This window comes from Kitasatospora sp. NPDC029312, from assembly GCF_055569215.1.
Window position 1 is genome coordinate 64,278 of record NZ_JBVHXY010000010.1, and the last position, 24,301, is coordinate 88,578.

General features: G+C 71.0%; 22 protein-coding genes and 3 tRNA genes. 6 read left to right on the forward strand and 19 right to left on the reverse strand.

Annotation, left to right across the window (positions count from 1 at the left end; all coding sequences use genetic code 11):
* Positions 1–99: 99 nt before the first annotated feature.
* From ACZ4WV_RS11145 to ACZ4WV_RS11165, 5 genes are all read right to left on the reverse strand, one after another.
* Positions 100–939, reverse strand: coding sequence for a class E sortase (locus tag ACZ4WV_RS11145; RefSeq protein WP_465745118.1), 840 nt, complete (start codon positions 937–939; stop codon positions 100–102).
* A gap of 36 nt (positions 940–975) precedes the next feature.
* Positions 976–2,109, reverse strand: coding sequence for a class E sortase (locus ACZ4WV_RS11150; protein WP_465745120.1), 1,134 nt, complete (start codon positions 2,107–2,109; stop codon positions 976–978).
* A gap of 5 nt (positions 2,110–2,114) precedes the next feature.
* Entirely contained in the window at positions 2,115–2,777 is a 663-nt protein-coding gene (locus tag ACZ4WV_RS11155; RefSeq protein WP_465745122.1) for an aminodeoxychorismate/anthranilate synthase component II, read from the reverse strand.
* Between the two features lie 54 nt (positions 2,778–2,831).
* A complete protein-coding gene (locus ACZ4WV_RS11160; protein ID WP_465745124.1) occupies positions 2,832–3,011 on the reverse strand; it encodes a hypothetical protein in 180 nt (59 codons plus the stop codon).
* An 80-nt stretch (positions 3,012–3,091) separates the two neighbouring features.
* Positions 3,092–3,847 carry a DUF881 domain-containing protein gene (locus ACZ4WV_RS11165; protein ID WP_465745296.1) on the reverse strand — a complete coding sequence of 252 codons (756 nt, stop codon included), beginning with the start codon at positions 3,845–3,847 and terminating at the stop codon, positions 3,092–3,094.
* 170 nt (positions 3,848–4,017) lie between these two features.
* Here ACZ4WV_RS11165 and crgA point away from each other — a divergent pair, with 170 nt between their 5' ends.
* Positions 4,018–4,266, forward strand: coding sequence for a cell division protein CrgA (gene crgA, locus ACZ4WV_RS11170; RefSeq protein ID WP_465745126.1), 249 nt, complete (start codon positions 4,018–4,020; stop codon positions 4,264–4,266).
* 347 nt (positions 4,267–4,613) lie between these two features.
* Here crgA and ACZ4WV_RS11175 read toward each other — a convergent pair whose 3' ends face one another.
* Positions 4,614–5,507: a rhomboid family intramembrane serine protease gene (locus ACZ4WV_RS11175; RefSeq protein ID WP_465745128.1), complete on the reverse strand. Its 894-nt coding sequence runs from the start codon at positions 5,505–5,507 to the stop codon at positions 4,614–4,616.
* Positions 5,508–5,736: 229 nt separating this feature from the next.
* On the opposite strand from ACZ4WV_RS11175, the gene ACZ4WV_RS11180 reads away from it, so the two are divergent.
* Positions 5,737–6,447 (forward strand): DUF5324 family protein, encoded by a 711-nt coding sequence (locus ACZ4WV_RS11180; protein ID WP_465745130.1) that lies wholly within the window; start codon positions 5,737–5,739, stop codon positions 6,445–6,447.
* 64 nt (positions 6,448–6,511) lie between these two features.
* Here ACZ4WV_RS11180 and ACZ4WV_RS11185 read toward each other — a convergent pair.
* From ACZ4WV_RS11185 to dnaA, 13 genes are all read right to left on the reverse strand, one after another.
* Positions 6,512–6,584: transfer RNA gene (locus ACZ4WV_RS11185), tRNA-Ala, on the reverse strand.
* 183 nt (positions 6,585–6,767) lie between these two features.
* A complete protein-coding gene (locus ACZ4WV_RS11190) occupies positions 6,768–6,896 on the reverse strand; it encodes a DLW-39 family protein (RefSeq protein ID WP_014137031.1) in 129 nt (42 codons plus the stop codon).
* A gap of 287 nt (positions 6,897–7,183) precedes the next feature.
* Positions 7,184–7,257: transfer RNA gene (locus ACZ4WV_RS11195), tRNA-Ile, on the reverse strand.
* A gap of 83 nt (positions 7,258–7,340) precedes the next feature.
* Positions 7,341–7,417: transfer RNA gene (locus ACZ4WV_RS11200), tRNA-Ile, on the reverse strand.
* Positions 7,418–7,433: 16 nt separating this feature from the next.
* Positions 7,434–8,807 carry a class I SAM-dependent methyltransferase gene (locus ACZ4WV_RS11205; RefSeq protein WP_465745132.1) on the reverse strand — a complete coding sequence of 458 codons (1,374 nt, stop codon included), beginning with the start codon at positions 8,805–8,807 and terminating at the stop codon, positions 7,434–7,436.
* Between the two features lie 260 nt (positions 8,808–9,067).
* Complete coding sequence (locus ACZ4WV_RS11210; RefSeq protein WP_465745134.1) at positions 9,068–9,811, reverse strand: DUF3566 domain-containing protein; 744 nt, start codon at positions 9,809–9,811, stop codon at positions 9,068–9,070.
* A gap of 147 nt (positions 9,812–9,958) precedes the next feature.
* On the reverse strand, positions 9,959–12,496 hold the full coding sequence (gene gyrA, locus ACZ4WV_RS11215; protein ID WP_465745298.1) for a DNA gyrase subunit A: 2,538 nt from the start codon (positions 12,494–12,496) through the stop codon (positions 9,959–9,961).
* Between the two features lie 131 nt (positions 12,497–12,627).
* Complete coding sequence (gyrB, locus tag ACZ4WV_RS11220) at positions 12,628–14,643, reverse strand: DNA topoisomerase (ATP-hydrolyzing) subunit B (RefSeq protein ID WP_465745136.1); 2,016 nt, start codon at positions 14,641–14,643, stop codon at positions 12,628–12,630.
* A 257-nt stretch (positions 14,644–14,900) separates the two neighbouring features.
* Entirely contained in the window at positions 14,901–15,434 is a 534-nt protein-coding gene (locus tag ACZ4WV_RS11225; RefSeq protein WP_465745300.1) for a DciA family protein, read from the reverse strand.
* A 209-nt stretch (positions 15,435–15,643) separates the two neighbouring features.
* The gene (gene recF, locus ACZ4WV_RS11230; protein WP_465745138.1) at positions 15,644–16,777 is read right to left on the reverse strand and encodes a DNA replication/repair protein RecF; all 1,134 of its coding nucleotides are present in this window, start codon (positions 16,775–16,777) and stop codon (positions 15,644–15,646) included.
* 78 nt (positions 16,778–16,855) lie between these two features.
* Positions 16,856–17,731: a phosphogluconate dehydrogenase (NAD(+)-dependent, decarboxylating) gene (gene gnd / locus ACZ4WV_RS11235; protein ID WP_465745140.1), complete on the reverse strand. Its 876-nt coding sequence runs from the start codon at positions 17,729–17,731 to the stop codon at positions 16,856–16,858.
* 168 nt (positions 17,732–17,899) lie between these two features.
* Entirely contained in the window at positions 17,900–19,030 is a 1,131-nt protein-coding gene (gene dnaN / locus ACZ4WV_RS11240; RefSeq protein ID WP_392895962.1) for a DNA polymerase III subunit beta, read from the reverse strand.
* Between the two features lie 944 nt (positions 19,031–19,974).
* The gene (gene dnaA, locus ACZ4WV_RS11245; RefSeq protein WP_465745143.1) at positions 19,975–21,777 is read right to left on the reverse strand and encodes a chromosomal replication initiator protein DnaA; all 1,803 of its coding nucleotides are present in this window, start codon (positions 21,775–21,777) and stop codon (positions 19,975–19,977) included.
* Between the two features lie 352 nt (positions 21,778–22,129).
* Here dnaA and rpmH point away from each other — a divergent pair, with 352 nt between their 5' ends.
* From rpmH to yidC, 4 genes are read left to right on the forward strand one after another with little or no spacing between them, the layout of a single operon-like run.
* The gene (gene rpmH / locus ACZ4WV_RS11250; RefSeq protein WP_030059672.1) at positions 22,130–22,267 is read left to right on the forward strand and encodes a 50S ribosomal protein L34; all 138 of its coding nucleotides are present in this window, start codon (positions 22,130–22,132) and stop codon (positions 22,265–22,267) included.
* A gap of 18 nt (positions 22,268–22,285) precedes the next feature.
* Entirely contained in the window at positions 22,286–22,714 is a 429-nt protein-coding gene (gene rnpA / locus ACZ4WV_RS11255) for a ribonuclease P protein component (protein WP_465745145.1), read from the forward strand.
* The gene (gene yidD / locus ACZ4WV_RS11260; protein WP_316522234.1) at positions 22,711–23,025 is read left to right on the forward strand and encodes a membrane protein insertion efficiency factor YidD; all 315 of its coding nucleotides are present in this window, start codon (positions 22,711–22,713) and stop codon (positions 23,023–23,025) included. Before rnpA ends, yidD begins: the two co-directional genes overlap by 4 nt.
* 3 nt (positions 23,026–23,028) lie before the next feature.
* A complete protein-coding gene (gene yidC / locus ACZ4WV_RS11265) occupies positions 23,029–24,225 on the forward strand; it encodes a membrane protein insertase YidC (protein ID WP_465745147.1) in 1,197 nt (398 codons plus the stop codon).
* The last annotated feature ends 76 nt before the right edge of the window (positions 24,226–24,301 follow it).

The following is a 24,301-nucleotide window of genomic DNA, read 5'->3' on the forward strand; positions in this document are numbered from 1 at the left end:
GGATCTGAGGGCAGGTCACCCCGAGCAGCAACGACCAGCAGCAACGCCCGAGGGCCCGTCGCGGTGATCGCGACGGGCCCTCGGGCCGTTCCCGGAGCGTCAGGAGTGCCGCAGCTCCGGCGGCGGAGTGCGGTCGGCGTCCATGTCGTCCACCCGCACCAGGCTCCCCCAGACCGCCATCCGGTACCGGGAGGTGTACACCGGGGTGCAGGTGGTCAGGGTGATGTAGCGGCCCGGAGCGGTGTAGCCGGAGCCGGTCGGGACGGGCGCGACGATGCCGGTGTCGTACTTCGAGGTCTCCGGCAGCGTGTTGTCGACCTTGTAGACGTACCACTTGTCCTTGGTCTCCACCACGATCGCGTCGCCCCGGTGGACGGCGTCCAGGTCGTGGAACTTGGCGCCGTGGCCGTCCCGGTGGGCGGCCAGCGCGAAGTTGCCCGCCTGGGCCCAGGGCATCGCGGCCTTGTACGGCTGCTCGTAGACGCCCGCCACGCCCTCGTCCAGGATGTCGGTGGAGGTGCCCATCCGGATCAGCACCTGGAAGTCCCCGCCCATCGCGGGGACGTGCAGGAAGCCCACGTCGTCCCCGATCGCCGGCGCCGCCGCGGGGCCGCCGGGCGCGGGGGTGGCGCCGGGCGCGGCCCGGGGTCCGGGGGTCGGGCCCGCGGCCCAGGAGCCGCGCAGCTTGTCGGCGGCGGCCGAGGAGGAGCGGTCCGCCTCCACATTGGTCCACCACAGCGAGTAGGCCACGAACAGGCCGAGCACCACGCCCGCCGTGATCAGCAGCTCACCGAAGACGCCGAGCGCGGCCAGCGCCCGGCTCCGACCGCGCCGCGCCGCGCCCCCGCCGTCCGGCTGGGCGCCGTGCCCGGTCGGGGGGATGGCTTCCCGGTCCGGCCCGGCCGGCCCGGCCGGCCCTGCGGTCCCGTCGTCCTGCATCTGCGGTGCTCCCCCTCCGAACGGGCCTGCGGGCGGCTATCCGCCCGTGATCGCGGCCGGCTTGCCTTGGCTGCGCGGCCGTTCCTCGGTCATCTTGCCAAAGAGGATGAGCCGGAACTTGGAGGTGAACTCCGGCGTGCAGGTGGTCAGCGTGATGTAGCGGCCGGGGCCGGTGTAACCGGAGCCGTTCGGCACCGGCTTGATCACGCTCACGTTGCTGGGCGAGGTCTCGGGGATGCCGCCGGTGATCTCGTAGGTGTAGTAGGCGGTGGCGGTCTCCACGACGACCTTGTCGCCCTTGGTCAGCTGGTTGATGTACCGGAACGGCTCGCCGTGGGTGTTGCGGTGCGCGGCCAGCGCGAAGTTGCTCGCCTTGTCGCCCGGCATCCCGGTGTTGGTGTAGTGGCCGACCAGGCCCTTGTCGAGCACCGCCGACTTGTCGGTGCCCTCGGCGATCGGGAACTTCAGCCCCAGCTTGGGCAGGTAGATGATGGCGAAGCCCTTGCCGGGCGCGAACGCCTCGGGCTTGTTCGGGTCCGGCGCCGGCTGTCCCGGCTGGGCCGGCCCCTGGGCCGCGTCGAACTGCTGCTCCAACTGGTCGCGGGCGCTGCTGGCGGCCGCGTCGGCCTGCACGTTGGTCCACCAGAGCTGGTACGCGACGAACAGCAGCATCACCACGCCGAGCGTGATGCACAGCTCGCCGACGAACCGGGCGCCCAGCACGACCACGGACTCCCTGGGCCGCGTCCGCCCGCCGGCCCGGCCCTTCGCCCGCCGCCGTCCGCCGCCCGAGCGCACCGAGGTCCGCCCCTGGGCGGCCCGCCGGCGCTCGGCCCGGCCGCCGGTCGGCGCAGCGGGTTCCGCGGCCGGCTCGCCGCCGTCGGCGGGCAGGCGCAGCTGGAGGGTCTGGTCGGGCAGCCACGGGTACTCGGGGCCGCCCTCGGCGGGCTCCCCGGCCTGCTCGTACACGCCCCAGGCGTCCTCGGGCGCGCCCTGGACGGGGTACTGCCGCGGGTACGGCCCGTCGGCCGCGCCCCCGTCGTACGGCGCGCCGCCCTGCTGCCCGCCGCCGTACTGCCCGGTGCTGTACTGCCCGGTGCTGTACTGCCCGGTGCCGCCGTCGGATCCGGCCCCCGGCTGGTAACGCCCCTCCGGGCGCACCGCGGTCACGCCGCTCAGCCCCGGCCGATCACCGGGGCGAGCCCGGCCGACCGGTCCACGGCGTGCGGGTCGCCGCACTCCGCCAGCCAGTTGGCGAGCATCCGGTGCCCGCCCTCGGTCAGCACCGACTCGGGGTGGAACTGCACGCCCTCGACGGGCAGTTCACGGTGCCTCAGGCCCATGATCACGCCGCTCCCGGTGCGGGCGGTGACCACCAGCTCGTCGGGCACGGTGGCCGGCTCGACGGCCAGCGAGTGGTAGCGGGTCGCGGTCAGCGGCGAGGGCAGGCCCTCGAACACCCCGCCGTCCTCGTGCTCGACCAGCGAGGTCTTGCCGTGCAGCAGCTCCGGCGCCCGGTCGACCACCGCGCCGTACGCGACCGCGATCGACTGCAGGCCCAGGCAGACGCCGAACACCGGCAGCCCGATCCCGGCGCAGTGGTGCACCATCCGGATGCAGACCCCGGCCTCCTCGGGCGCCCCCGGCCCGGGGGAGAGCAGCACCCCGTCGAAGCCCTCCTCCCCCGACCGGCGGACGGCGTGCTCGACGGTCACCTCGTCGTTGCGCACCACTTCGCAGGTGGCGCCGAGCTGGTACAGGTACTGGACCAGGTTGAAGACGAAGCTGTCGTAGTTGTCCACGACCAGGATGCGGGGCGGGGTCGGCTGGGTGGTCATTCGCGCGTGGTCTCCGTGGGTGCGGTGCATGGGGGAACTGCCGGGCCCGCCGGGTCAGCCGGCCGCGGCTCCGTCGCCGCCGTCCACTGTGACGTCACCGAAGGGGAGCAGCGGTTCCGCCCACGGGAAGACGTAGGTGAAGAGGAGGTAGACGATCCCCAGGATCAGGAGCAGCGAAATGACGGCCCGGATCAGGGTGTTCCCCGGGAGGTGACGCCAGATCCAGCCGTACATGGTGCTCCCTCGACGTAGCGGACTGGGGACAAGAGTAGACCCGGTATCCACAGCCGCGAGGCCGGTCCGCCACTCGACCCTTACTGGCCTCCCACCGACCGGAGGTCGACGGTGCCGGAGTATCCGGGCAGGGTGAGGTCGCCGCTCTCCTGGACCTTCCAGCCCAGGCCGTACGCCTGGACGTACTGCAGGTAGTTGCGGATGGCCGGGTCCGCCTCGACGGCGGCCCGCAGCGCGTCCGTCCGGCCCACCGCCCTGACCACGTACGGCGGGGAGTAGACCCGGCCCTGGAGCAGCAGGGTGTTGCCCACGCAGCGCACCGCGCTGGTGGAGGTCAACCGCTGGTCCATCACCTGTACCCCCTCGGCGCCGCCCCGCCACAGCGCGTTGACCACGGCCTGGATGTCCTGCTGGTGGATGACCAGGTCGTTGACGCCCGGCTCGGGGACGCCGGGGATGCGCGCCGTGGCGTTGGGCGGGGCGTCGTTGAGGGTGACGGTCAGGCCGCCGCCCTGCAGCGGCTCCAGGGCCGCTCCGCGCCGCAGGCCGTCCAGCTGCGCGGCGTCGGCGGGGCTGTTGGCCTGCTGTTCGGTGAGGTCCTGGGCCCGGGCCTGGAGGTCGGCCAGCTGGGCCTGCGCCTGCTGGTTCTGCGAGCTGCGCTGGCGGATCACGTCGCCGAGGCTGAGCAGCGAGTTGTCGGTCCGCAGGTCGGTGCCCCGGGCGGTCTGGGCGCTGACGTAGAAGAGCAGGCCGGCCAGCGCGAACACCGCGCACGTCAGGGCACGTCCGACAATTCGGATGCCGGAGCGGCGGGTACCGGCCCTCCCGGGAGGAATCGACAAATTAGTCACCGTACCCTTATCTCCTGGAGACCCGCCGAGCCACTACGCTAACGGACGCCGGTGGCAGGTGGGGGAGCGGTCCCTGAGCGCTCCACGACCACCGTCGGCGTCTCGCCCGCTGCACCTCTGCGCGGTCTCACAGCGCATCGACAGGAGAGCTCCTCGTGCCGAAGTCTCGACTCCGCAAGAAGTCCGACTACACCCCGCCGACGACGGCCACGGTGAAGATCAGTTCGGGCCGTGGTTGGGTCGCGCCGCTGATGCTGGCACTGTTCCTGATCGGCCTGGTGTGGATCGTCACCTACTACGTGACCAGCGGCAGCTACCCGGTCGAGAGCTGGCGGAACTGGAACATCCTGGTCGGCTTCGGCTTCATCGCGGCGGGGTTCGGCGTCTCCACCCAGTGGAAGTGACGCTCCGCCCCTCCTGAAGTACGGGTTCGAGCCGTCCTCCGCCGCTTCGGATCGCGGGTCCCGGAGCGGCGGTTCGGCGTGCCCGGATGCGGCCCGGAGCGGCGGCGGTTATCCCCACCATCAGACAGTCGGTCTTATCCACATGGTTATCCACACTGGGGAAAACTCCCCACAGCCTGTGGATAACCTTTCCGACCGCGAGTGGCCGCAGCCCTGCGCGACTCCCGTGGGGCGAGGGATCCGCACAGCAGGACGCGCGTAGAACACCAGTCCATAGGACGGCCGTCGCACAGCCTGTGCACAACCCCCCACCCGCTGTGGACGGCTGTGGACAATCGTCCGGGGCGTCACCCGCCGTAGAGGGCCATCCCGATCCACAGCATCGCCGCCTCCACGGCCACCGCCCCGGCCAGGGCCAGCCCCTGCACCAGGGTGCGGCGTCCGCGCGGGGCGTACATCAGGCCGAAAGCCGTCAGTGCGCCCAGCGCCAGGCCGCCGAGGTGCGCGCGCCAGTCGATGGTCGGGCGGGAGAAGGTGACCACCAGGTTGAAGACCAGGAAGGCCACCGCCGGGCCGAGCGCTCCCCTGTTCCGCAGCTGCATCACGATCGTGGCGCCGATCAGGCCGAAGACGGCGCCCGAGGCGCCCAGCGAGTTCATCCAGTCGCCGGCCACCAGGAAGGCGAAGGTGCTGCCGCCGAGGCCCGCGACGAGGTAGAGGGCCAGGAAGCGCAACCGGCCGAGCGCCGCCTCCAGCGGCGGGCCGAGCCAGAGCAGCACCAGCATGTTCGTCCCGATGTGCCACCACTCCAGGTGCAGGAAGGTGGCGGTCACCAGCCGGTACCACTGGCCGGGCCCGTCGGCGATGCCGTACGGACCGCCCCCGACGTCCCGCCCGGCGCTGGCCAGCGACCAGACCTCCCCCAGCCTCGGCTTGAGCACGTAGGCGGCCAGCACCCAGACCACCACGTTGATCCCGACCAGCACCCGGGTGACCAGCCCGCCGTCCGGGGTCAGCGCGCCGCCGAAGCGGGTGGTCGCCCGGCGCGTTCCGGCGTGCCCGTCCCCGACGCACTCGGGGCACTGGAAGCCGACCGAGGCCGCCACCATGCACTGCGGGCAGATCGGACGCTCGCACCGGGCGCAGGCGATCCCGGTGGCGGTCTGCGGATGCCGGTAGCAACCGGGCGGCCCGCCCTCCGGGGACGGTCCGGCCGACTGCCGCGGCTCGTCCGGGAGCATCAGCGCTCGCCCCTTCCCGTACCCGACCACCGGAGCCGCCAGCCTACTGCGACACCCGCTCCTCCGGGCCTCGCCCGGCCCACACCAGCCACTCCGACCACACCAGCCACCTCCGACCCCCCGGGCCCCCGCCCGGCCCAGCCCGGGGTGCCGACGGACAAATCAGGATGCATGATCAGCATTCAGGTGGATAGGTGGAATAAAGGACGCCACCCAGGAGGAGAGACTCGTGAGCTTTTCGGACTCGGCCCGTGAGACGGCCACCCGGACCCGGGACACCGCCGTGCAGTTCGCGGACGGCGCCAAGCAGCGCCTCGGGCCCACCTTTGACGCGCTCGGGCCGAAGGCCTCTGAGGCCGCCCACCACCTCCGTGGCCACTACGACAAGCACGTCGCCCCGCAGTTCGGCCATGCCTTCGCCAGCCTTCCCCCCGAGGCCCAGCAGAACGCCCTGAAAGCCCTCCACCGGGCTCAGGAGGCCGCGCTGGCGGCCCGCAACTCCGCCGGCCGGGCCGCTGATCAGGCGCGTGCCACGGTCGGCCCGCGGGTCGCCCACGTCGTCGGGGACGCCCGCGCCGCGGTGTCCCCGGTCGCCCAGGAGGCCCAGACCCGCGGCGCCGCGGCGCTGACCGCCCTCCAGGGCAACGTCAGCGCCGCCGAGATCAGCCGGCTCGCCGCCCGGAACGCCAAGAAGGCCCGGTGCCGCGGCGGCCGGTCCACCGGCCTCGCGGTCGCGGGCGTGCTGGCGATCGCCGGCGGCGTCGTCGCCTGGCAGTGGTGGCGCCGGCACAGCAACCCCGAGTGGCTGGTCGAGCCTCCGGCCCCGGAGTCCCGGGAGCCGGCCGGCGCGCACCCCACCACCGCCCCGCTGAACGGCATCACCCCGCAGGACGCGGCCGAATCGGTGGAACCCACCGAGGACGACGGCCCGCAGGCTTAGGGCCCGGCGCAGAAGCGAAACGGCGGCCGACCTGGAGAACAGGTCGGCCGCCGTTCAGGCGCTGTGGAGCATAGGAGACTCGAACTCCTGACATCTGCCTTGCAAAGGCAGCGCTCTACCAACTGAGCTAATGCCCCTCGACGGCACATCCCGTGCCGACGGCCACCAGCGTACCGGGTTCCGGCGCGATTCCCAGCGCCGTCCCCTTGGAGCGGTGACATCCCCAAGGGGCGGCCGGCCCGGTCGTGTGACCGGACCGACCGGTTCGGGAGGCGCCGATCAGGGCCTCCGAAGTTCGGCGATCGTCAGATCGTCCGGGCTCAGCGACCGGCCGGGACCGGGTCGGTGGCCTCGGTCCACAGGTCCTGCTCGGCGCGGTCCGCCTGGACCTGACGGTAGACAAAGAAGCCGCCGAGGGCGACCAGGGCGACCAGGAGGAGCTTCTTCACCGCGGGACCTCGTCCTTCTTGCGTTGGTGGACTCAAGAGCCGGTGCTCCGGCCGGGCTGACCGGGCCGACGAGTCCAGTTGTGTTTCGAGCGCGAACCGGGCGGTCGGGTGCCGGACTGCCCTTGCGGCCGATGATACACACCGGTGTCCCAATCGTGACCAGCCACCGGTGCTTCAACCCGGCGGCCCGGTCGGAGGATTGACGACACACCTCCTGCCGTGCGGTCCGGCCGCCCCGGGAACACGCCGAGGGGCCCGGAGTGATCACTCCGGGCCCCTCGTGGCGGTGGGCCTAACAGGACTTGAACCTGTGGCCTCTTCCTTATCAGGGAAGCGCTCTAACCGTCTGAGCTATAGGCCCGCGCTGCACACAGAGCGTACCGGATGCGGCTCGATCACGAAAACGCCGAAGGGCCCGGAGTGATCACTCCGGGCTCTTCGCGGTGGTGGGCCTAACAGGACTTGAACCTGTGGCCTCTTCCTTATCAGGGAAGCGCTCTAACCGTCTGAGCTATAGGCCCTTGCCGCACTGAAAGATTAGCGGACCGACCGCCGATCCCCCAAATCCGTCACGGCCTGGGTCGCGGCAGGGACCCCGGCGGCCGGGCGCAGCAGCCACTCCTCGCGGGTGGACGGCAGGCCCGCCGCGCCCTCGTCGGTGCTGCGGACGGCGAGGACCTGGTTCACGCCGATCCGGTTCTGCTCGAAGGCGAGCGCGGAGGCGGCCATGTACAGCCGCCAGACCCGGGCGCGGCCGCGGCCGACCAGCCGGACCGCCTCCGTCCAGTGCGCCTCCAGGTTGGCCACCCACTCGCGCAGCGTCAGCGCGTAGTGCTCGCGCAGCGCCTCGACGTCCCGCACCTCGAAGCCGGCCTCCTCCAGCCGGGCCACGGTGGAACCGACCGGGGAGAGCTCACCGTCGGGGAAGACGTAGCGGTCGATGAAGGGGCTGGTGCGGTGCGGTTCACCGGGGTGGTCGGGGCGGCGGGCGATCTGGTGGTTGAGCAGCCGGCCGCCGGGCGCCAGCAGGCCGTACAGACCCTCGGCGTAGACCCGGTACTGCTCGGAGCCGACGTGCTCGGCCATGCCCACGCTGGAGATCGCGTCGAACGGGCCGTCGGTGATCTCCCGGTAGTCCTGCAGCCGGACCTCGATCCGGTCGGCGAGACCGGCCTCCTCGACCCGCGCACGGGCCAGCGCGACCTGCTCCTTGGAGATGGAGACGCCGACCGCGGTGACGCCGTAGTGCTTCGCGGCGTGCAGCAGCAGGGAGCCCCAGCCGCAGCCGACGTCCAGCAGCCGCATCCCGGGCCGCAGGCCGAGCTTGCGGCAGATCAGGTCGAGCTTGGCCTCCTGGGCGGCCTCCAGGCTCTTCACCTCGGGCGCCCAGTAGGCGCACGAGTAGACCATGGACGGGCCTAGCACCAGGGCGTAGAAGTCGTTCCCGACGTCGTAGTGGTGGCTGATGGCCGCGCGGTCCCGGCTGCGGCTGTGCAGCCGCCCGTGGGGCTTGCGGACCTCCTCCGGGGGCGGGGTGGGCTCCTTGCCGATCGCCCCGGCCCGCAGGGCGGCGGCGAGGACCCTGCGGCCCTTGGCGCCGAGCACGTCGCGGGGCCCGATGGCCAGCTTGCGGATCTCCGGCAGCTCGGCGAAGGCGGCGACGGCGGAGAGCGTCTCGTACAGGTCGGTGTCGGGGGCGAGCTCCAGGTCCCCCGCGACGTAGGCCCGGGCCAGGCCCAGCTCGTCCGGCTGCCAGATCAGCCGGCGCAGGGCCCGGCGGTTGCGCAGCACGATCGTGGGCGCTCCGGGCGGCCCGGCCACGCTGCCGTCCCATGCCTGGACCCGCAGCGGCACCGGGATCCCCAACAGCCCGTTCAGGGCCTCCACCAGTTGACCTGCGAGCTTCGCCACCGCGCGCCTCCGTCCAGTCGTCCTGCGGAACCTCACCTGACCCGGTCGACCGACCGGGGGCGGCCTGTGGCACTCCCAGGCGCGGGAACGGGCGGCGTCCAGCTAATCCCACCGCGGCCGACCCGATTCCGGACGGCACGCCGCGGGCGCCGGCTGTCACCCGAAATGCCGACGGGCCCCGCAGACGGCAACGGCCTGCGGGGCCCGGGCATTCCGCATTTCGGCGGAGAACTGACCGGTGGTCAGTATTCGGCCAAGGATCAGTCCTCTTCGGCCAGGGTCAGCTCGACGCCGCCGGTGAAGCCGGCCGCCGCGTTGTAGATGAAGGCGGAGAGGGTGGACAGCGCGGTCAGCAGCACCACGTCGACCACGGCGATCAGCGTGGTGAACATCATCACCTTGCCGAAGCCGATGTAGTCCATCAGGTTCAGCTGGCTGCTGGTGTTGTCGGCGCCGCCGCCGGTGACGTCCTTGAGCGTCTTGGTCAGCGAGTCGAAGACGCCGAGGGAGTCCAGCGTCATCCACAGCACCGCCGCGGCCACGATGATGATGATGCCGACGGCCAGCGACAGCAGGAAGCTGACCTTCATCACCGACCACGGGTCGACCTTGGTCACCCGCAGCCGGGCCTTGCGGGTCCGGCCGAGGGTCCCGCCGCCGGCCGGGGCCCCGCCGGCGGGGCGGCGCGCCGCTCCGGGGACGGGGGTGCCGCCGGCCGGGGTGTTGCCGCCGGTCCGGGTGCCCCGGGCCGGGGTCGGCTGCCCCTTGGCGTAGGTGGTCGGCGGCGAGAAACCGCCCGGGCCGGGGGCCGGGGCGTTCGGCGGGGGCGGCGTCTGGCCCCCGTAGGTCCCCCCGCCCTGGCCCGCTCCGCCGACCGGTGGCATCAGCGAGGTGGACGCGGCCGAGTGCTCGGTCGGCGGCTGCGGCACCCCGTACGCACCCCCGCCCTGCGCGCCCGGACGGCCGCCGGAGGGTCCTCCCGCAGCACCCGTGGCTCCACTCACCTGGTCCTCCCGCACTTCCCACCAGGGCGGCGCCGCCCTGATCCGTCACTCGTCATCCAGCGCCCGGCGGGATTGCCCGGTACTGGTCGGCGTCCGGTGCCGCCGCGCCCACCCTGGGGACACCGCGGCACCGGTCTGCGGTTCGGGTCAGGCCTCGGCGTCGCCGCCGACCGCCGTCTCCGTACCCTCGGCCGTCTCGGTGGACTCGGTGCCCGCGACCTCGTCCTCCGCCGTCTCGTCGTCCTCGGCCTCCGCGTTGCGGGCCATACCCACGACCGCGTCGCGCTTCCCGAGGTTGATCAGTTGGACGCCCATGGTGTCACGTCCGGTTTCACGAACCTCGGAAACCCTCGTGCGGATCACCCCACCGGACAGGGTGATCGCCATGATCTCGTCGGTGTCGTCGACCACCAGTGCGCCGACCAGCGAGCCCCGGCCCTCGACGATCTTCGCCGCCTTGGTGCCGTAGCCGCCGCGTCCCTGGACACGGTACTCGTCCACCCCCGTGCGCTTGGCGTAGCCACCGTCCGTGGCGGTGAAGACGTACGTACCCGGACGGACGACGTTCATCGAGAGCAGCTCGTCGTCCTCGCGGAAGGCCATGCCCTTGACGCCCGAGGTGGCGCGACCGGTGGGCCGCAGCGCGTCGTCCGTCGCGGTGAAGCGGATCGACTGGGCCTTCTTGGAGACCAGCAGCAGGTCGTCCTCGGCGGAGACCAGCTCGGCGCCGATCAGCTCGTCGTCCCGGCCCTCGTCGTCCTGGCGCAGGTTGATCGCGATCAGGCCGCCGGAGCGCGGGGAGTCGTAGTCCTTCAGCGGGGACTTCTTCACCAGGCCGGCCCGGGTGGCGAGGACCAGGTACGGCTTGTCCTCGTAGGTGCGGACGGCCATCACCTGGGCGATGTGCTCCCCCGGCTGGAAGGCCAGCAGGTTGGCCACATGCTGGCCGCGGGCGTCTCGCCCGGCGTCCGGCAGCTCGTAGCCCTTGGCGCGGTAGACCCGGCCCTTGTTGGTGAAGAACAGGATCCAGTTGTGGGTCGTCGTCACGAAGAAGTGGTCGACGATGTCGTCCTGCTTGAGCTGGGCACCGCGCACGCCCTTGCCGCCGCGCTTCTGCGAGCGGTAGAGGTCGGAGCGGGTCCGCTTGACGTAGCCGCCACGGGTGATCGTGACGACGATGTCCTCCTCCGCGATGAGGTCCTCGATGGAGAGGTCCCCGTCGGACGGGATGAGGGTGGAGCGCCGCTCGTCGCCGTACTTCTCGACGATCGCGGTGAGCTCCTCGGAGATGATCCCCCGCTGGCGGACCGGCGAGGCCAGGATCGCGTTGTACTCGTCGATCTTGCGCTGCAGCTCGTCGTGCTCGTCGGTGATCCGCTGGCGCTCGAGGGCGGCCAGCCGGCGCAGCTGCATCTCGAGGATGGCGTTGGCCTGGAGCTCGTCGATGTCGAGCAGGCCCATCAGGCCCGTGCGGGCGGCGTCCGCGCTGGCCGAGGCCCGGATCAGCGCGATGACCTCGTCGATCACGTCGAGGGCCTTGAGCAGCGCGCGCAGGATGTGGGCGCGCTCCTCGGCCTTGCGCAGCCGGAAGGTGGTGCGCCGGACGATGACCTCGACCTGGTGGTTGACCCAGTGCCGGATGAAGGAGTCCAGCGAGAGGGTTCGCGGCACGCCGTCGACCAGGGCCAGCATGTTGGCGCCGAAGTTGGTCTGCAGCTCGGTGTGCTTGTACAGGTTGTTGAGCACGACCTTGGCGACCGCGTCACGCTTGAGCACGACCACCAGGCGCTGGCCGGTGCGGGACGAGGACTCGTCGCGGACGTCCGCGATGCCGGCGATCTTGCCGTCCTTGACCAGGTCGGCGATCTTCAGCGCGAGGTTGTCCGGGTTGACCTGGTACGGCAGCTCGGTGATCACCAGGCACTGGCGGCCCTGGATCTCCTCGACCTCGACCACGGCGCGCATGGTGACCGAGCCGCGGCCGGTGCGGTAGTAGTCGTCGATCCCGCGGCGGCCGACGATCAGCGCGCCGGTGGGGAAGTCGGGGCCCTTGATCCGCTCGATCAGGGCCTCCAGCAGCTCCTCGGCGGAGGCCTCCGGGTTCTCCAGGTACCAGAGCGCGCCGGAGGCGACCTCGCGGAGGTTGTGCGGCGGGATGTTGGTGGCCATGCCGACCGCGATGCCGGTGGCACCGTTGACCAGCAGGTTGGGGATGCGCGCGGGCAGGACGGTCGGCTCCTGCGAGCGGCCGTCGTAGTTGGGCGCGAAGTCGACGGTCTCCTCGTCGATGTCGCGCATCATCTCCATGGCCAGCGGCATCATCTTGCACTCGGTGTAGCGCATGGCCGCGGCCGGGTCGTTGCCCGGGGAGCCGAAGTTGCCGTTGCCGTCCACCAGCGGCATCCGCATCGACCACGGCTGGGCCAGGCGGACCACGGTGTCGTAGATCGAGGTGTCACCGTGCGGGTGGTAGTTGCCCATCACGTCGCCGACGACGCGGGCGCACTTGTAGTAGCCCTTCTCGGGCCGGTACCCGCCGTCGTACATCGCGTAGAGCACGCGGCGGTGCACCGGCTTGAGGCCGTCGCGGACCTCGGGGAGCGCCCGGCTGACGATCACGCTCATCGCGTAGTCGAGGTACGAGCGCTGCATCTCGGTCTCGAGCTCGACCGGCTCGATCCGCATCGTCACCTGGGCGATGCCCTCTTCGGCCTGGGGAGTCTCGGGCTGTTCGCCGTCGGGACGGTTGTCGTCGACCACTGCTGGTCAGTTTCCTTTCACGCGGACTGGTACGTGCGGGGCCTGGGGTGCAGGCGTCACACGTCCAGGAAGCGGACGTCCTTGGCGTTGCGCTGGATGAAGGAGCGGCGGGCCTCGACGTCCTCGCCCATCAGCACGGAGAACAGTTCGTCGGCGCGGGCGGCGTCCTCCAGGGTGACCTGGAGCAGCAGCCGGTGCTCGGCGTCCATGGTGGTGACCCGGAGCTCCTCGGCGTTCATCTCGCCGAGACCCTTGAAGCGCTGGATCGCGTCGTCCTTGGGCAGCCGGCGCCCGGCCTCCGCCCCGGCGGCGATCAGCGCGTCGCGCTCGCGGTCGGAGTAGGCGTACTCGAAGTCGTCCTTGCCCCACTTGATCTTGTACAGCGGCGGCATGGCGAGGTAGACGTACCCGGCCTCGACCAGCGGCCGCATGAAGCGGAACAGCAGGGTCAGCAGCAGGGTGCGGATGTGCTGTCCGTCGACGTCGGCGTCCGCCATCAGGACGATCTTGTGGTAGCGGAGCTTGGACTCGTCGTAGTCCTCCTGGATGCCGCAGCCGAAGGCCGAGATCAGCGCCTGGACCTCGGTGTTCTGCAGCACCTTGTCGATCCGGGCCTTCTCGACGTTCAGGATCTTGCCGCGGATCGGCAGGATGGCCTGGGTGCGCGGGTCGCGGCCCTGCTTGGCCGAGCCGCCCGCGGAGTCACCCTCGACGATGAAGATCTCGCACTCGGACGGGTCCTTGGACTGGCAGTCGGAGAGCTTGCCCGGCAGCGAGGCGGACTCCAGCAGGCCCTTGCGGCGGGTGAGGTCGCGGGCCTTGCGGGCGGCGACGCGCGCGGTGGCGGCCTGGATCGACTTGCGGATGATGTCCGCGGCCTCGTTGGGGTTGCGGTCCAGCCAGTCGTTCAGGTGCTCGTAGACGACCTTCTGGACGAAGGTCTTCGCCTCGGTGTTGCCGAGCTTGTCCTTGGTCTGGCCCTCGAACTGCGGCTCGCCGAGCTTGACCGAGATGATCGCGGTCAGACCCTCGCGGATGTCCTCGCCGGAGAGGTTGTCGTCCTTCTCGCGGAGCAGCTTCTTGTCCCGCGCGTAGCGGTTGACCAGGCCGGTCAGCGCGGCGCGGAAGCCCTCCTCGTGGGTACCGCCGCCGTGGGTGTGGATGGTGTTGGCGAAGCTGTAGACCCCCTCGGTGTAGGAGGAGTTCCACTGCATCGCGATCTCCACCGAGAGCGCCTTGTCCTTGTCCTCGGCCTCGAAGTCGATCACCGAGGGGTGGACGACGTCGCCCTTGCGGGAGTTGAGGTGGGCGACGAAGTCGGCGATGCCGCCGTCGTACTTGTACGTGACGGTGAGCGGCTTGCCCTCCTCGTCCACGTGCTCGGGGCGCTCGTCGGTCAGCGAGATCGACAGGCCCTTGTTGAGGAAGGCCATCTCCTGGAAGCGCCGGGAGAGCGTCTCGAAGGAGTAGACGGTGGTCTCGAAGATGTCGGCGTCGGCCCAGAAGGTCACCGTGGTGCCGGTGCGGTCGGTCTCCGCGCCCTTGGCCAGGGGGGCGGTCGGGGCGCCCGCCTTGTAGTCCTGGGTCCAGATGTGGCCGTCCTTGTGGATCTCCACCGAGAGCCGGGTGGAGAGGGCGTTCACCACGGAGACGCCGACGCCGTGCAGACCGCCGGACACGGCGTAGCCGCCGCCGCCGAACTTGCCGCCCGCGTGCAGGACGGTGAGCACGACCTCGACGGCGGGCTTGTCCTGGCCGGGGACGATGTCCACCGGGATGCCGCGGCCGTTGTCGACGACGCGGATCGCGCCGTCGGCCATGATCGTGACGTCGATGGTGTCGGCGTACCCGGCCATCGCCTCGTCGACGGAGTTGTCCACGACCTCCTGCACCAGGTGGTGCAGACCGCGCTCACCGGTGGAACCGATGTACATGCCGGGGCGCTTGCGGACGGCGTCGAGGCCTTCCAGCACCTGGATGTTGCTACCGGTGTAGGAAGCCTGGTCGGTCTGGTCTGGGGTCTGGCTGGGGTTGCCGGAATCGGCCACGAAGCGCCCTCTCTGGCACAGCACGGGCCGCATGCCCTCCCCGTACGGGCGGGCGTGCGACCACAGCGTTTCGACTCGGTTGCCACTAGCAACAGTGTTTGGCTCCCAGTCTACCGGTACGACTGACAGAGATGGGCGTTTGGCAGCCCTTGAAGGCAGATACGCCGCCCTGAATCCCCTCGGCACGTGTCCCGATACTCGACCGGGGGGCCGGGGGCGCCTGGAAGGGCCGTCAGGGGTTCCGGAAGATCGTGATCCGATACCGGCGGCGCGAGAGCGCGCTAGCCCCAGGTGTCGCCGGGGCCCTTGCTGCCGGGCGCGCGCAGCCGGCCGTAGCCGCGGGCGGGCGCGGCCGGGCCGAGCACCTTGATGGTCCGCACCGTGCCGTGGCCGAGCTCGTGGTTCAGACGGGCCACCAACTGCCTCGCCAGCCAGCGCAGTTGGGTGGCCCACGCGGTGGAGTCGCACTGCACGGTGAGCACCGCTTCGGCCTCGTCGTAGGAGGAGGGGTGGCAGTGGGCGGCGATGTCCGGGCCGACGATCTGCGGCCAGCGGCCCATCACCCCGCCGACCGCGGCGGAGGACTCCCAGCCGCGCTCGGTCAGCAGCCGGTTCAGCGCCGCGCCCAGCGGGACCGGGTCGCGGCCGTCCGAGCGGGCGCCGCTGCGCAGCCCGTGCCGCTTCGCCTCGCGCTTCTGCTGGACCTGCTCGCCGCGCTGGCGGGCCTGGGCGCGGGCCGCCCGCAGGGCGGACCGGGCGAGGTCGGCACCGGTGGGCTCGGCGACGGCGGGGCCGGGGATGGTGGGGCCGGGAATGGTGGGAGAGGTCGAGTGCTCCGCCGGCTCGCTCACGCGATCTCCTTTCCCCAGCCTGTGGACAACCGATGAGCCGTCCAGACTACGGGACCACCGGGACGCGGGACGGCGGGACGTGCCCGTTGCGCGGTCGGTGTGACAAGCGGCTCAGGCGGCGGACAGCGTTCAGATGTAGAGGCGGCGGACCGCAGGACCGCCGGACCGCCGGATCAGGCGTCGATCCGGCGCACACCGCCGTCGGAGACCGCGAACCGGGCGCCGGCCAGCGCCTTCGGCACGTCCTCGGCCACCGCCGCGGTGACCAGCACCTGCTCGCCGTCGGCCACCAGCTCCGCCAGCCGGTCCCGGCGGGCGGCGTCCAACTCGGCGAAGACGTCGTCCAGGATCAGCACCGGCTCGCCGCCGTCGGCGCGCAGCAGTTCGTACGAGGCCAGCCGCAGCGCCAGCGCGAACGACCAGGACTCGCCGTGGCTCGCGTAGCCCTTGGCGGGCAGCGGGCCCAGCTTGAGCGCCAGCTCGTCACGGTGCGGGCCGACCAGGGTGATCCCGCGCTCGACCTCCTGCTTGCGGACCGCCTGCAGCGCCCCCAGCAGCTGCTCCTCGGCCTGCTCGCGGCTGGTCGGCAGCTCGCCCTCGAAGGAGCTGCGGTACTCCAGCGAGGTCTCGCCGCCGCCGGGGGCCAGCTGCCCGTAAGCGGCCGTCACCAGTGGCTGCAGGGCGGCCGTCAGCTGGATCCGGAAGGCCGTCAACTCGGCTCCGGCGCGCGCCAGGTGACCGTCCCAGACCTCCAGGGTGGACAGGTCGGCGCCCTTGCCGCCGCCGGCCCGGCGGGCCATCGCGGCGGTCTTCAGCAGCGCGTTGCGCTGCTTGAGCACCCGCTCGTAGTCCTGCCGGACCCCGGCCAGCCGGGGCGCGCGGGCGGTCAGCAGCTCGTCCAGGAAGCGCCGGCGCTCGCCCGGGTCGCCCTTGACCAGGCTGAGGTCCTCGGGGGCGAACAGCACGGTGCGCAGCAGGCCCAGCACGTCGCGCGGGCGGACGTTGTCGGAGCGGTTGATCCGGGCCCGGTTGGCCTTGCCCGGGGTGAGTTCCAGCTCGACCAGGGTGGAGCGGCCGCGGTCCACCACCGAGGTGCGGATCACCGCCCGCTCGGCGCCGAACCGGATCAGCGGGGCGTCGGTGGCGACCCGGTGACTGCTCAGGGTGGCGACGTAGCCGATGGCCTCGACCAGGTTGGTCTTGCCCTGGCCGTTGGGCCCGACGAAGGCCGTCACGCCCGGGTCGAGGGGCACCTCGACCCGGGCGTACGACCGGAAGTCGGCGAGCGACAGGTGCGCGACGTGCATGGCTGGGGACTGCGCTCGCCTTCTATCAACAGACCTGTGGACGGCCGGGCGCCCGGTGGACGACCCGGGTCCGGGGGACTACTTCGACTCGACCGCGTGGCCGCCGAACTGGTTGCGCAGCGCGGCGATCATCTTCATCTGCGGCGAGTCCTCCTGGCGGGAGGCGAAGCGGGCGAACAGCGAGGCGGTGATCGCCGGCAGCGGCACGGCGTGGTCGATCGCGGCCTCGACGGTCCAGCGGCCCTCGCCGGAGTCGGCGGCCCAACCGCGCAGCTTGGCCAGGTGCTCGTCCTCGTCCAGGGCGCGGACGGCCAGGTCCAGCAGCCAGGAGCGGATGACGGTGCCCTCCTGCCAGCTGCGGAAGACCTCGCGCACGTCGGTGACCTCGGGCGCGGCCTCCAGCAGCTCCCAGCCCTCGGCGAAGGCCTGCATCATCGCGTACTCGATGCCGTTGTGGACCATCTTGGCGAAGTGGCCGGCGCCCACCGCGCCCGCGTGCACCGAGCCGAAGTCGCCCTCGGGCTTGAGCGCGTCGAACACCGGCTGGACGCGCGCGACGTATTCGGCGTCGCCGCCGTACATCAGCGCGTAGCCGTTCTCCAGGCCCCACACACCGCCGGAGACACCGCAGTCGACGAAGCCGATGCCCTTGGCGGCCAACGTCTCGGCGTGCTTGATGTCGTCGGTCCAGCGGGAGTTGCCGCCGTCGACCACCACGTCGCCGGGGGAGAGGAGCTCGGCGAGCTCGTCGACGGTCGCCTGGGTCGCGGCACCGGCCGGGACCATCACCCAGACCACGCGGGGGCCCTGGAGCTTGCTGACGAGCTCCCCGAGGCTCTCGACGTCGGAGATCTCCGGGTTGCGGTCGTAGCCGACGACGGTGTGGCCGGCGCGGCGGATCCGCTCGCGCATGTTGCCGCCCATCTTGCCGAGACCGATGAGGCCGAGCTCCATGACCAAATCCTTACTGTGGGGACGTGCCTGCCGGCGGCGCCGTTGCCGCACTCCCCGAGCCTACGCTTCCGGCGGTGACGGACTCCGCGTGGTCGGGCCGACCGGGCGAGACGTCCACAGGCTGTGCACAGCGGGTGTGCACAGCCTGTGGACGGTCACGCGGAGGGATCAGCCGGAGAGGCGGACCGGCATGATCAGGTACTGGTACGCCTTGTCCTCCTCGGCGTCCACCGAGACCTTGCCGCTGAGCAGGGCGGGCTTGGTCGGGGTGGTGAAGCTCAGCTGGGCGTAGGCGGAGTCGATGGCCTTGAGGCCCTCCTCCAGGTAGCCCGGGTTGAAGGCGATCGAGATGTCGTCGCCCTCGAGGTCGGCCTCGATCCGCTCGGTGGCCTGGGCGTCGTCGCCCGAGCCGGCCTCCAGGGTCAGCACGCCCTGCTCGAAGTTGAGCCGGACCGGGGTGTTGCGCTCGGCGACCAGCGAGACGCGCTTGAGCGCTTCGAGGAAGGGCTGGGTCTGGATCGCGGCGACCGCGCTGAACTCCGTCGGGAAGAGGCTGCGGAACTTGGGGAACTCGCCCTCCAGCAGCCGGGTGGTGGTGCGGCGGCCGGCGCCCTCGAACCCGATCAGGCCCTCGCCCGCACCGCCCGAGGAGAGCGCGATGGAGACGGTGTCACCACTGCCCAGCGACTTGGCGATGTCCTGCAGCGTCTTGGCGGGCACCAGGGCGACTGCCGAGATGTCCGACTGCTCGGGCTTCCACAGCAGCTCGCGGACGGCGAAGCGGTAGCGGTCGGTGGCGGCCAGGGTGATCCGGTCGCCCTCGATCTCGACCCGGACACCGGTCAGCACCGGCAGGGTGTCGTCCCGGCCGGCGGCGACCGCGGCCTGGCTGACCGCGGAGGCGAAGACGTCCCCCGAGACGGTGCCGGTGGCGGTGGGCATCTGGGGCAGGGCCGGGTACTCGTCCACCGGGAGGGTGGGGAGGGTGAACCGGGAGCTGCCGCAGACCACGCTGACCCGCTGGCCGTCGGTGGAGATCTCCACGGGCCGGTTGGGAAGGTTGCGCGAGATGTCGTTGAGCAGTCGGCCGGAGACCAGGACGGTGCCGGCCTCCTCGACGTCCGCCTCCAGCTCGACCCGGGCCGAGACCTCGTAGTCGAAGCCGGACAGTGCCAGGCTGCCCTCCTGCGCGGTCAGCAGCAGGCCGGCCAGCACCGGCACCGGCGGCCGTGCCGGGAGGCTGCGGGCAGCCCAGGCCACCGCCTCCGCGAGGACGTCACGCTCCACCCGGAACTTCACCGGTAACCGCCTCCTGGATCGAGCGCTCCCGCTCGCACTCTGGTTCGTCTGATCTTGATCGTCGGTTCCGCTGTCCGCCGAGCTCTGCCACTCCGCTTCCAGCTGCAAAGGACAGTCTGACGTACTCCGCCGACAGACGGGGCAGACGGGCGGAAGCGAAGCCGAACAGATGTCGGGGAGCGGTTGTCCACAGATTTCGGGCCCACCCACTTTGAAAGCAGGTCCCAGGTCTATCTGTGTAGCGGTAGTAGTAGGGCCTGTGGAAACCGTGGATAACCCTGTCTCCGCAGGTCAACGCCCGGATTTTGTCCACAGCGGGTGTGGACGGCGGCTGTGGACGGACAGGCCGCGCTGTGGACAGCCGAGCGTTACCCACAGGGCACGCTGCGTATCCACAGGTTATCCCCAGGACTGTCCCCAGATCCGGGTGGGGTTATCCACGGGCGCCGGTCAACTTTTCGTGACGCCTTTCACACCAGGGCGTGAACGCCAGTTCACGGTTGTCGAACTGTGGACCCGGCTGTGGACAACCTGGGGATAACCACCCCGGTCCTGGGGACAACCGGTGGATAACCCGAACGGCCCCCTGGTGGCCCGTCAGCTGTCCACAGCCTGTGGATAACGGTTGTGCACAAGTCCACAGGCATCTGACCTGCGCGGAAGAGCGTAGCGGCGGCGGGCCTGTGGACGAATTCTGGATAACTCCGGACTCCCCGGCCTGTGGATCGTGCGGAAGGGGTCGATCCTGTGGACAACGGCCTTGCGCGCCCCGGGTTTTCGAATCACCGGTCAGTTGTTCGGCCACGGCTGTGGACTGGCGGAGCGTCCGTCGACGGCATCTCTGCCCAACCGCCGCCCGTCACACACCTGTGGACGACGAAAAGGGCGTCAGGATCGCTCCTGACGCCCTTCGTGGGCCCGTCGGCTCCGCCGGTGTCCCGGCCCTAGCTCTTGATGCGGTTGGTGAGTTCGGTGACCTGGTTGTAGATCGAGCGCCGCTCCGCCATCAACGAGCGGATCTTGCGGTCGGCGTGCATCACGGTGGTGTGGTCGCGGCCGCCGAACTGGGCACCGATCTTGGGCAGCGAGAGGTCGGTGAGCTCCCGGCACAGGTACATGGCGATCTGGCGGGCCGTCACCAGCACCCGGCTGCGGGAGGACCCGCAGAGGTCGTCCACGCCCAGGCCGAAGTACGCGGCGGTCTGCTGCATGATGACCTGCGCGGTGATCTCCGGGCCGGCGTCCTCGTCGCCGCCGGGAATCAGGTCCTTGAGGACGATCCCGGCCAACTCCAGGTCAACCGGCGCCCGGTTGAGGTTGGCGAAGGCGGTGACCCGGATGAGCGCGCCCTCCAACTCCCGGATGTTGCGGGTGATCCGGGACGCGATGAACTCCAACACGTCGGCGGGGGCGTTGAGTTGTTCCTGGATCGCCTTCTTGCGCAGGATCGCGATCCGGGTCTCCAGCTCCGGCGGGGTGACGTCGGTGATCAGCCCCCACTCGAAGCGGTTGCGCAGCCGGTCCTCCAGCGTGGTCAGCAGCTTGGGCGGCCGGTCCGAGGACAGGACGATCTGCTTGTTCGCGTTGTGCAGGGTGTTGAAGGTGTGGAAGAACTCCTCCTGGGTGGACTCCTTGCTCGCGAGGAACTGGACGTCGTCCACGAGCAGGATGTCCATGTCCCGGTAGCGGCGGCGGAAGGTGTCCGCCTTGCCGTCCCGGATCGAGTTGATGAACTCGTTGGTGAACTCCTCCGAGGACACGTACCGCACCCGGGTGCCCGGGAAGAGGCTGCGCGAGTAGTGCCCGATGGCGTGCAGCAGGTGGGTCTTGCCCAGCCCGGACTCGCCGTAGATGAAGAGCGGGTTGTACGCCTTGGCCGGGGCCTCGGCGACGGCCACCGCCGCCGCGTGGGCGAAGCGGTTGCTGGCGCCGATCACGAAGGTGTCGAAGAGGTACTTGGGGTTCAGCCGGGCGGCCGGCTCGTCCTTGCGCGAGCCGCCGGCCGGGGGAGCACCGGGCGGGGCGGGCACCCCGGGGACGGCCGGGCGGTCGGTGCCGCGCTCCGAGGCGGGCTTCTCGGCCGGGCGGCCGCCGCTGGGCCGGGAGCCCTGCGAACGCCGGCCGGCGCCGGTGCGGGGCTGCTCGCCGGGGCCGGGGCCGTACGCGCCGCCGAACAGGTCGCCCTGGGTGGTCGAGGGCGGGCCGGCCAGGTGGCGCGGCGCCGGGCGGCCCGCGGGCTCCTCGGCCTCCCGGTAGGACTGCTGGGACTCCTGGTAGCCGGACCACGGCTGGCCGGACTGGCCGCCGTACGGCGCGGGTCGCTGCTCGTAGCCGCCGCTGTCGTCGTAGCGGGGACGGTCGTAGTCCTGCTGGTAGGGCTGCTGGTGGTAGTCCTGCCCGCCGTAGCCGCCGGAGTCCTCCTCGCCCGGGCCCGGGTAGGGCTCGGCCGGGGCCTGGGCGGCGGGCGCGGGGGTGGGCACGGCGTTGGCGTCGACCATCACGGCGATCCGCACCGGGCGGCTGAGCTCGCGGCTGAGGGCGTCGGTCAGCTGCGGCAGCAGCCGACCCTCCAGCACCTGCTTCGCCCGCTCGTTCGGGGTGGCCAGCAGGGCGGTGTCGTGCATCATCCACATGGGCTGGGTGCGCTGCACCCACTGTTTGTCCATCTCCCCGACATCGGGGTCGCTGACCAGCCGCTCGACGACTCTCGCCCAGACCGGGACGAGGTCGCTGTTGACATCAGCCACTGGTGCACGCTTTCAGAGAACAAACCAGACAAGTTCTGCAACGGTAGTCAGCGAACAGAGACGGATCAAGTCGTTGTCCACAGGCTGTGGGTAAACCTGCCCCCGGCAGCTGGTTTGACCCTCGCACCCCGTCCCGCGTACCGTAACCAGGTCGAGTTGTCGATGGCCGCTGCCGCATGTCCGCGGGTCCACCCGCTCCATAAGGCGCGCAGCACGGGCGCCGTGGATTGCCCCAGACCCCAGCCGAACTGGGGCGACGGGCCGGATTTCCGAATCAGGGGAGATCACGCGGACGCACGGTGACGGCCAAGCGACCCCCCGTCATCCTACGATTCACCTCAGGAGCCCCCGAGTGAGCAAGCGCACCTTCCAGCCGAACAACCGTCGCCGCGCGAAGACCCACGGCTTCCGGCTGCGTATGCGTACCCGCGCCGGCCGTGCCATTCTGGCCGCCCGCCGTGGCAAGGGCCGCGCCAGCCTGTCCGCCTGATCCACGACAGAGTCTGTTGTGCTGCCCTCCGAGAATCGGCTGCGGCGGCGCCAGGACTTCGCGACCGCGGTGAAACGCGGTCGTCGGGCCGGCCGGCCCCTCCTGGTCGTCCATCTCAGCAGAGAGGCCGACCTCCAGGGGCAGACCGACCGGACCAGCGACTCCCGCCCGCACGTCGCCGAGGGGACTCCTTCGGCGCGTGCGGGTTTCGTCGTGAGCAAGGCCGTTGGCCCGGCGGTCGTCCGCAACCTGGTGAAGCGCCGGTTGCGCCATCTCATCCGTGATCGTCTGTCCAGGCTGCCCGCCGGTAGCCTGATAGTGGTGCGTGCGCTGCCTCAGGCCGCCACCGCCTCGTACCAGGATCTCGAACGCGATCTTGACGCGGCGCTGAAGCGGTTGCTGAGGGCCGAGCCCGCCGCCACGGCGCCGACGGGAGCAGGGCGATGAAGTACCTGCTGATGGGTCTGATCAGGGTCTACCAGTGGACCATCAGCCCGCTGCTCGGTCCGGTCTGCCGTTATTACCCCTCCTGCTCGCACTACGGCTACGAGGCCGTCAAGGTGCACGGAGCGGTCAAGGGCGGCGGACTGACCGTATGGCGCATCCTGCGCTGCAACCCGTGGTCGCCCGGCGGGGTGGACCACGTACCGCCGCGCAAGCACCCGGTGTGGCACCGCCGGCTGCGCGATCTGCTGAGCCCCAAGAGCGGGACCGCCGAGCCGGAGCCGGTGGCGAAGCCCGATGCCCAAGGAGTCTGACCGGTGACCTTCGGTTTTCTGAGTCCCCTCTACACGGCGGTGTCCTGGATCATCGTCCAGTTCCACTCGCTGTACAGCCACGTCTTCGATCCGGACGGTGGCTGGGCCTGGGGTCTGTCCATCGCCTCGATGGTCGTCGTCATCCGGATCTGCCTGATCCCGCTGTTCGTGAAGCAGATCAAGGCGACCCGGGCCATGCAGGCGATCCAGCCGAAGATGAAGGCCATCCAGGAGCGCTACAAGAACGACCGGCAGCGCCAGTCGGAAGAGATGATGAAGCTGTACAAGGAGGCGGGCACCAACCCGTTCTCCAGCTGCCTTCCCATCATCGTGCAGGCGCCGTTCTTCACCGCCCTCTACGGCGTGCTCGCCTCGGTCGCCAAGGGCAAGTCGATCGGCGTCATCCACGGCGCCCTGCTGGTCAGCGCCGGCAAGGCGCACATCCTCGGCGCCCCGCTCTCCGCGACCTTCCTCGGCAGCAGCGAGATCAGCGTCAAGATCGTCACCGCGGTGATGATCATCATGATGTCGCTGTCGCAGTTCGTCACTCAGCGCCAGCTGATGACCAAGAACGTCGACCTCACGGTGAAGACGCCGTTCATGCAGCAGCAGAAGATGCTGATGTACGTCTTCCCGGTCATGTTCGCCGTGATGGGCATCAACTTCCCGGTCGGCGTCCTGGTCTACTGGCTGACCACCAACGTCTGGTCGATGGGCCAGCAGCTGATCGTCATCCACAACAACCCGACCCCGGGCAGCAAGGCCTTCCAGGAGCGCCAGGCGCGGCTGAAGAAGGCCGGCCGACTGCGCCCGGACGGTACGGAGATCAAGGGCGCGCTCTGGGGCATGCTGCCCCCGTCCAAGGAGGCCCTCGCCGAGGCGTCCTCCGCAGCCACGGTGGTCGAGGAGTCGGTGCAGGTGCGCCGCCAGCAGCCCCGTCGGCAGACCAAGGCCCAGCGCCAGCAGGCGATCGCCGCGCAGGCGGCGGAGTCGGACGCCAGCGAGTCGAGTGAGGGCGCCAAGGCCGAGCAGCCGACCGACGCCGTCCCGGCCGAGTCCGGCAGCAAGCCCGCGGCGGCCAAGCAGCCCGCTGCCAAGCAGCCTGCGGCCAAGCAGCCCGCGGCCAAGTCCGGCGGCCCCCGGCAGGGCACCCGCCAGCAGCCCAAGCGCGGCGGCCAGCGGCCGAAGAAGAAGTCCTGACCGGCCCCTGGCCTGTTGTGGCAGCCCCCCAGAGCTTCGTTCCCGGCCCGCCCGACGGGCCCAACTCCGAAGGAGT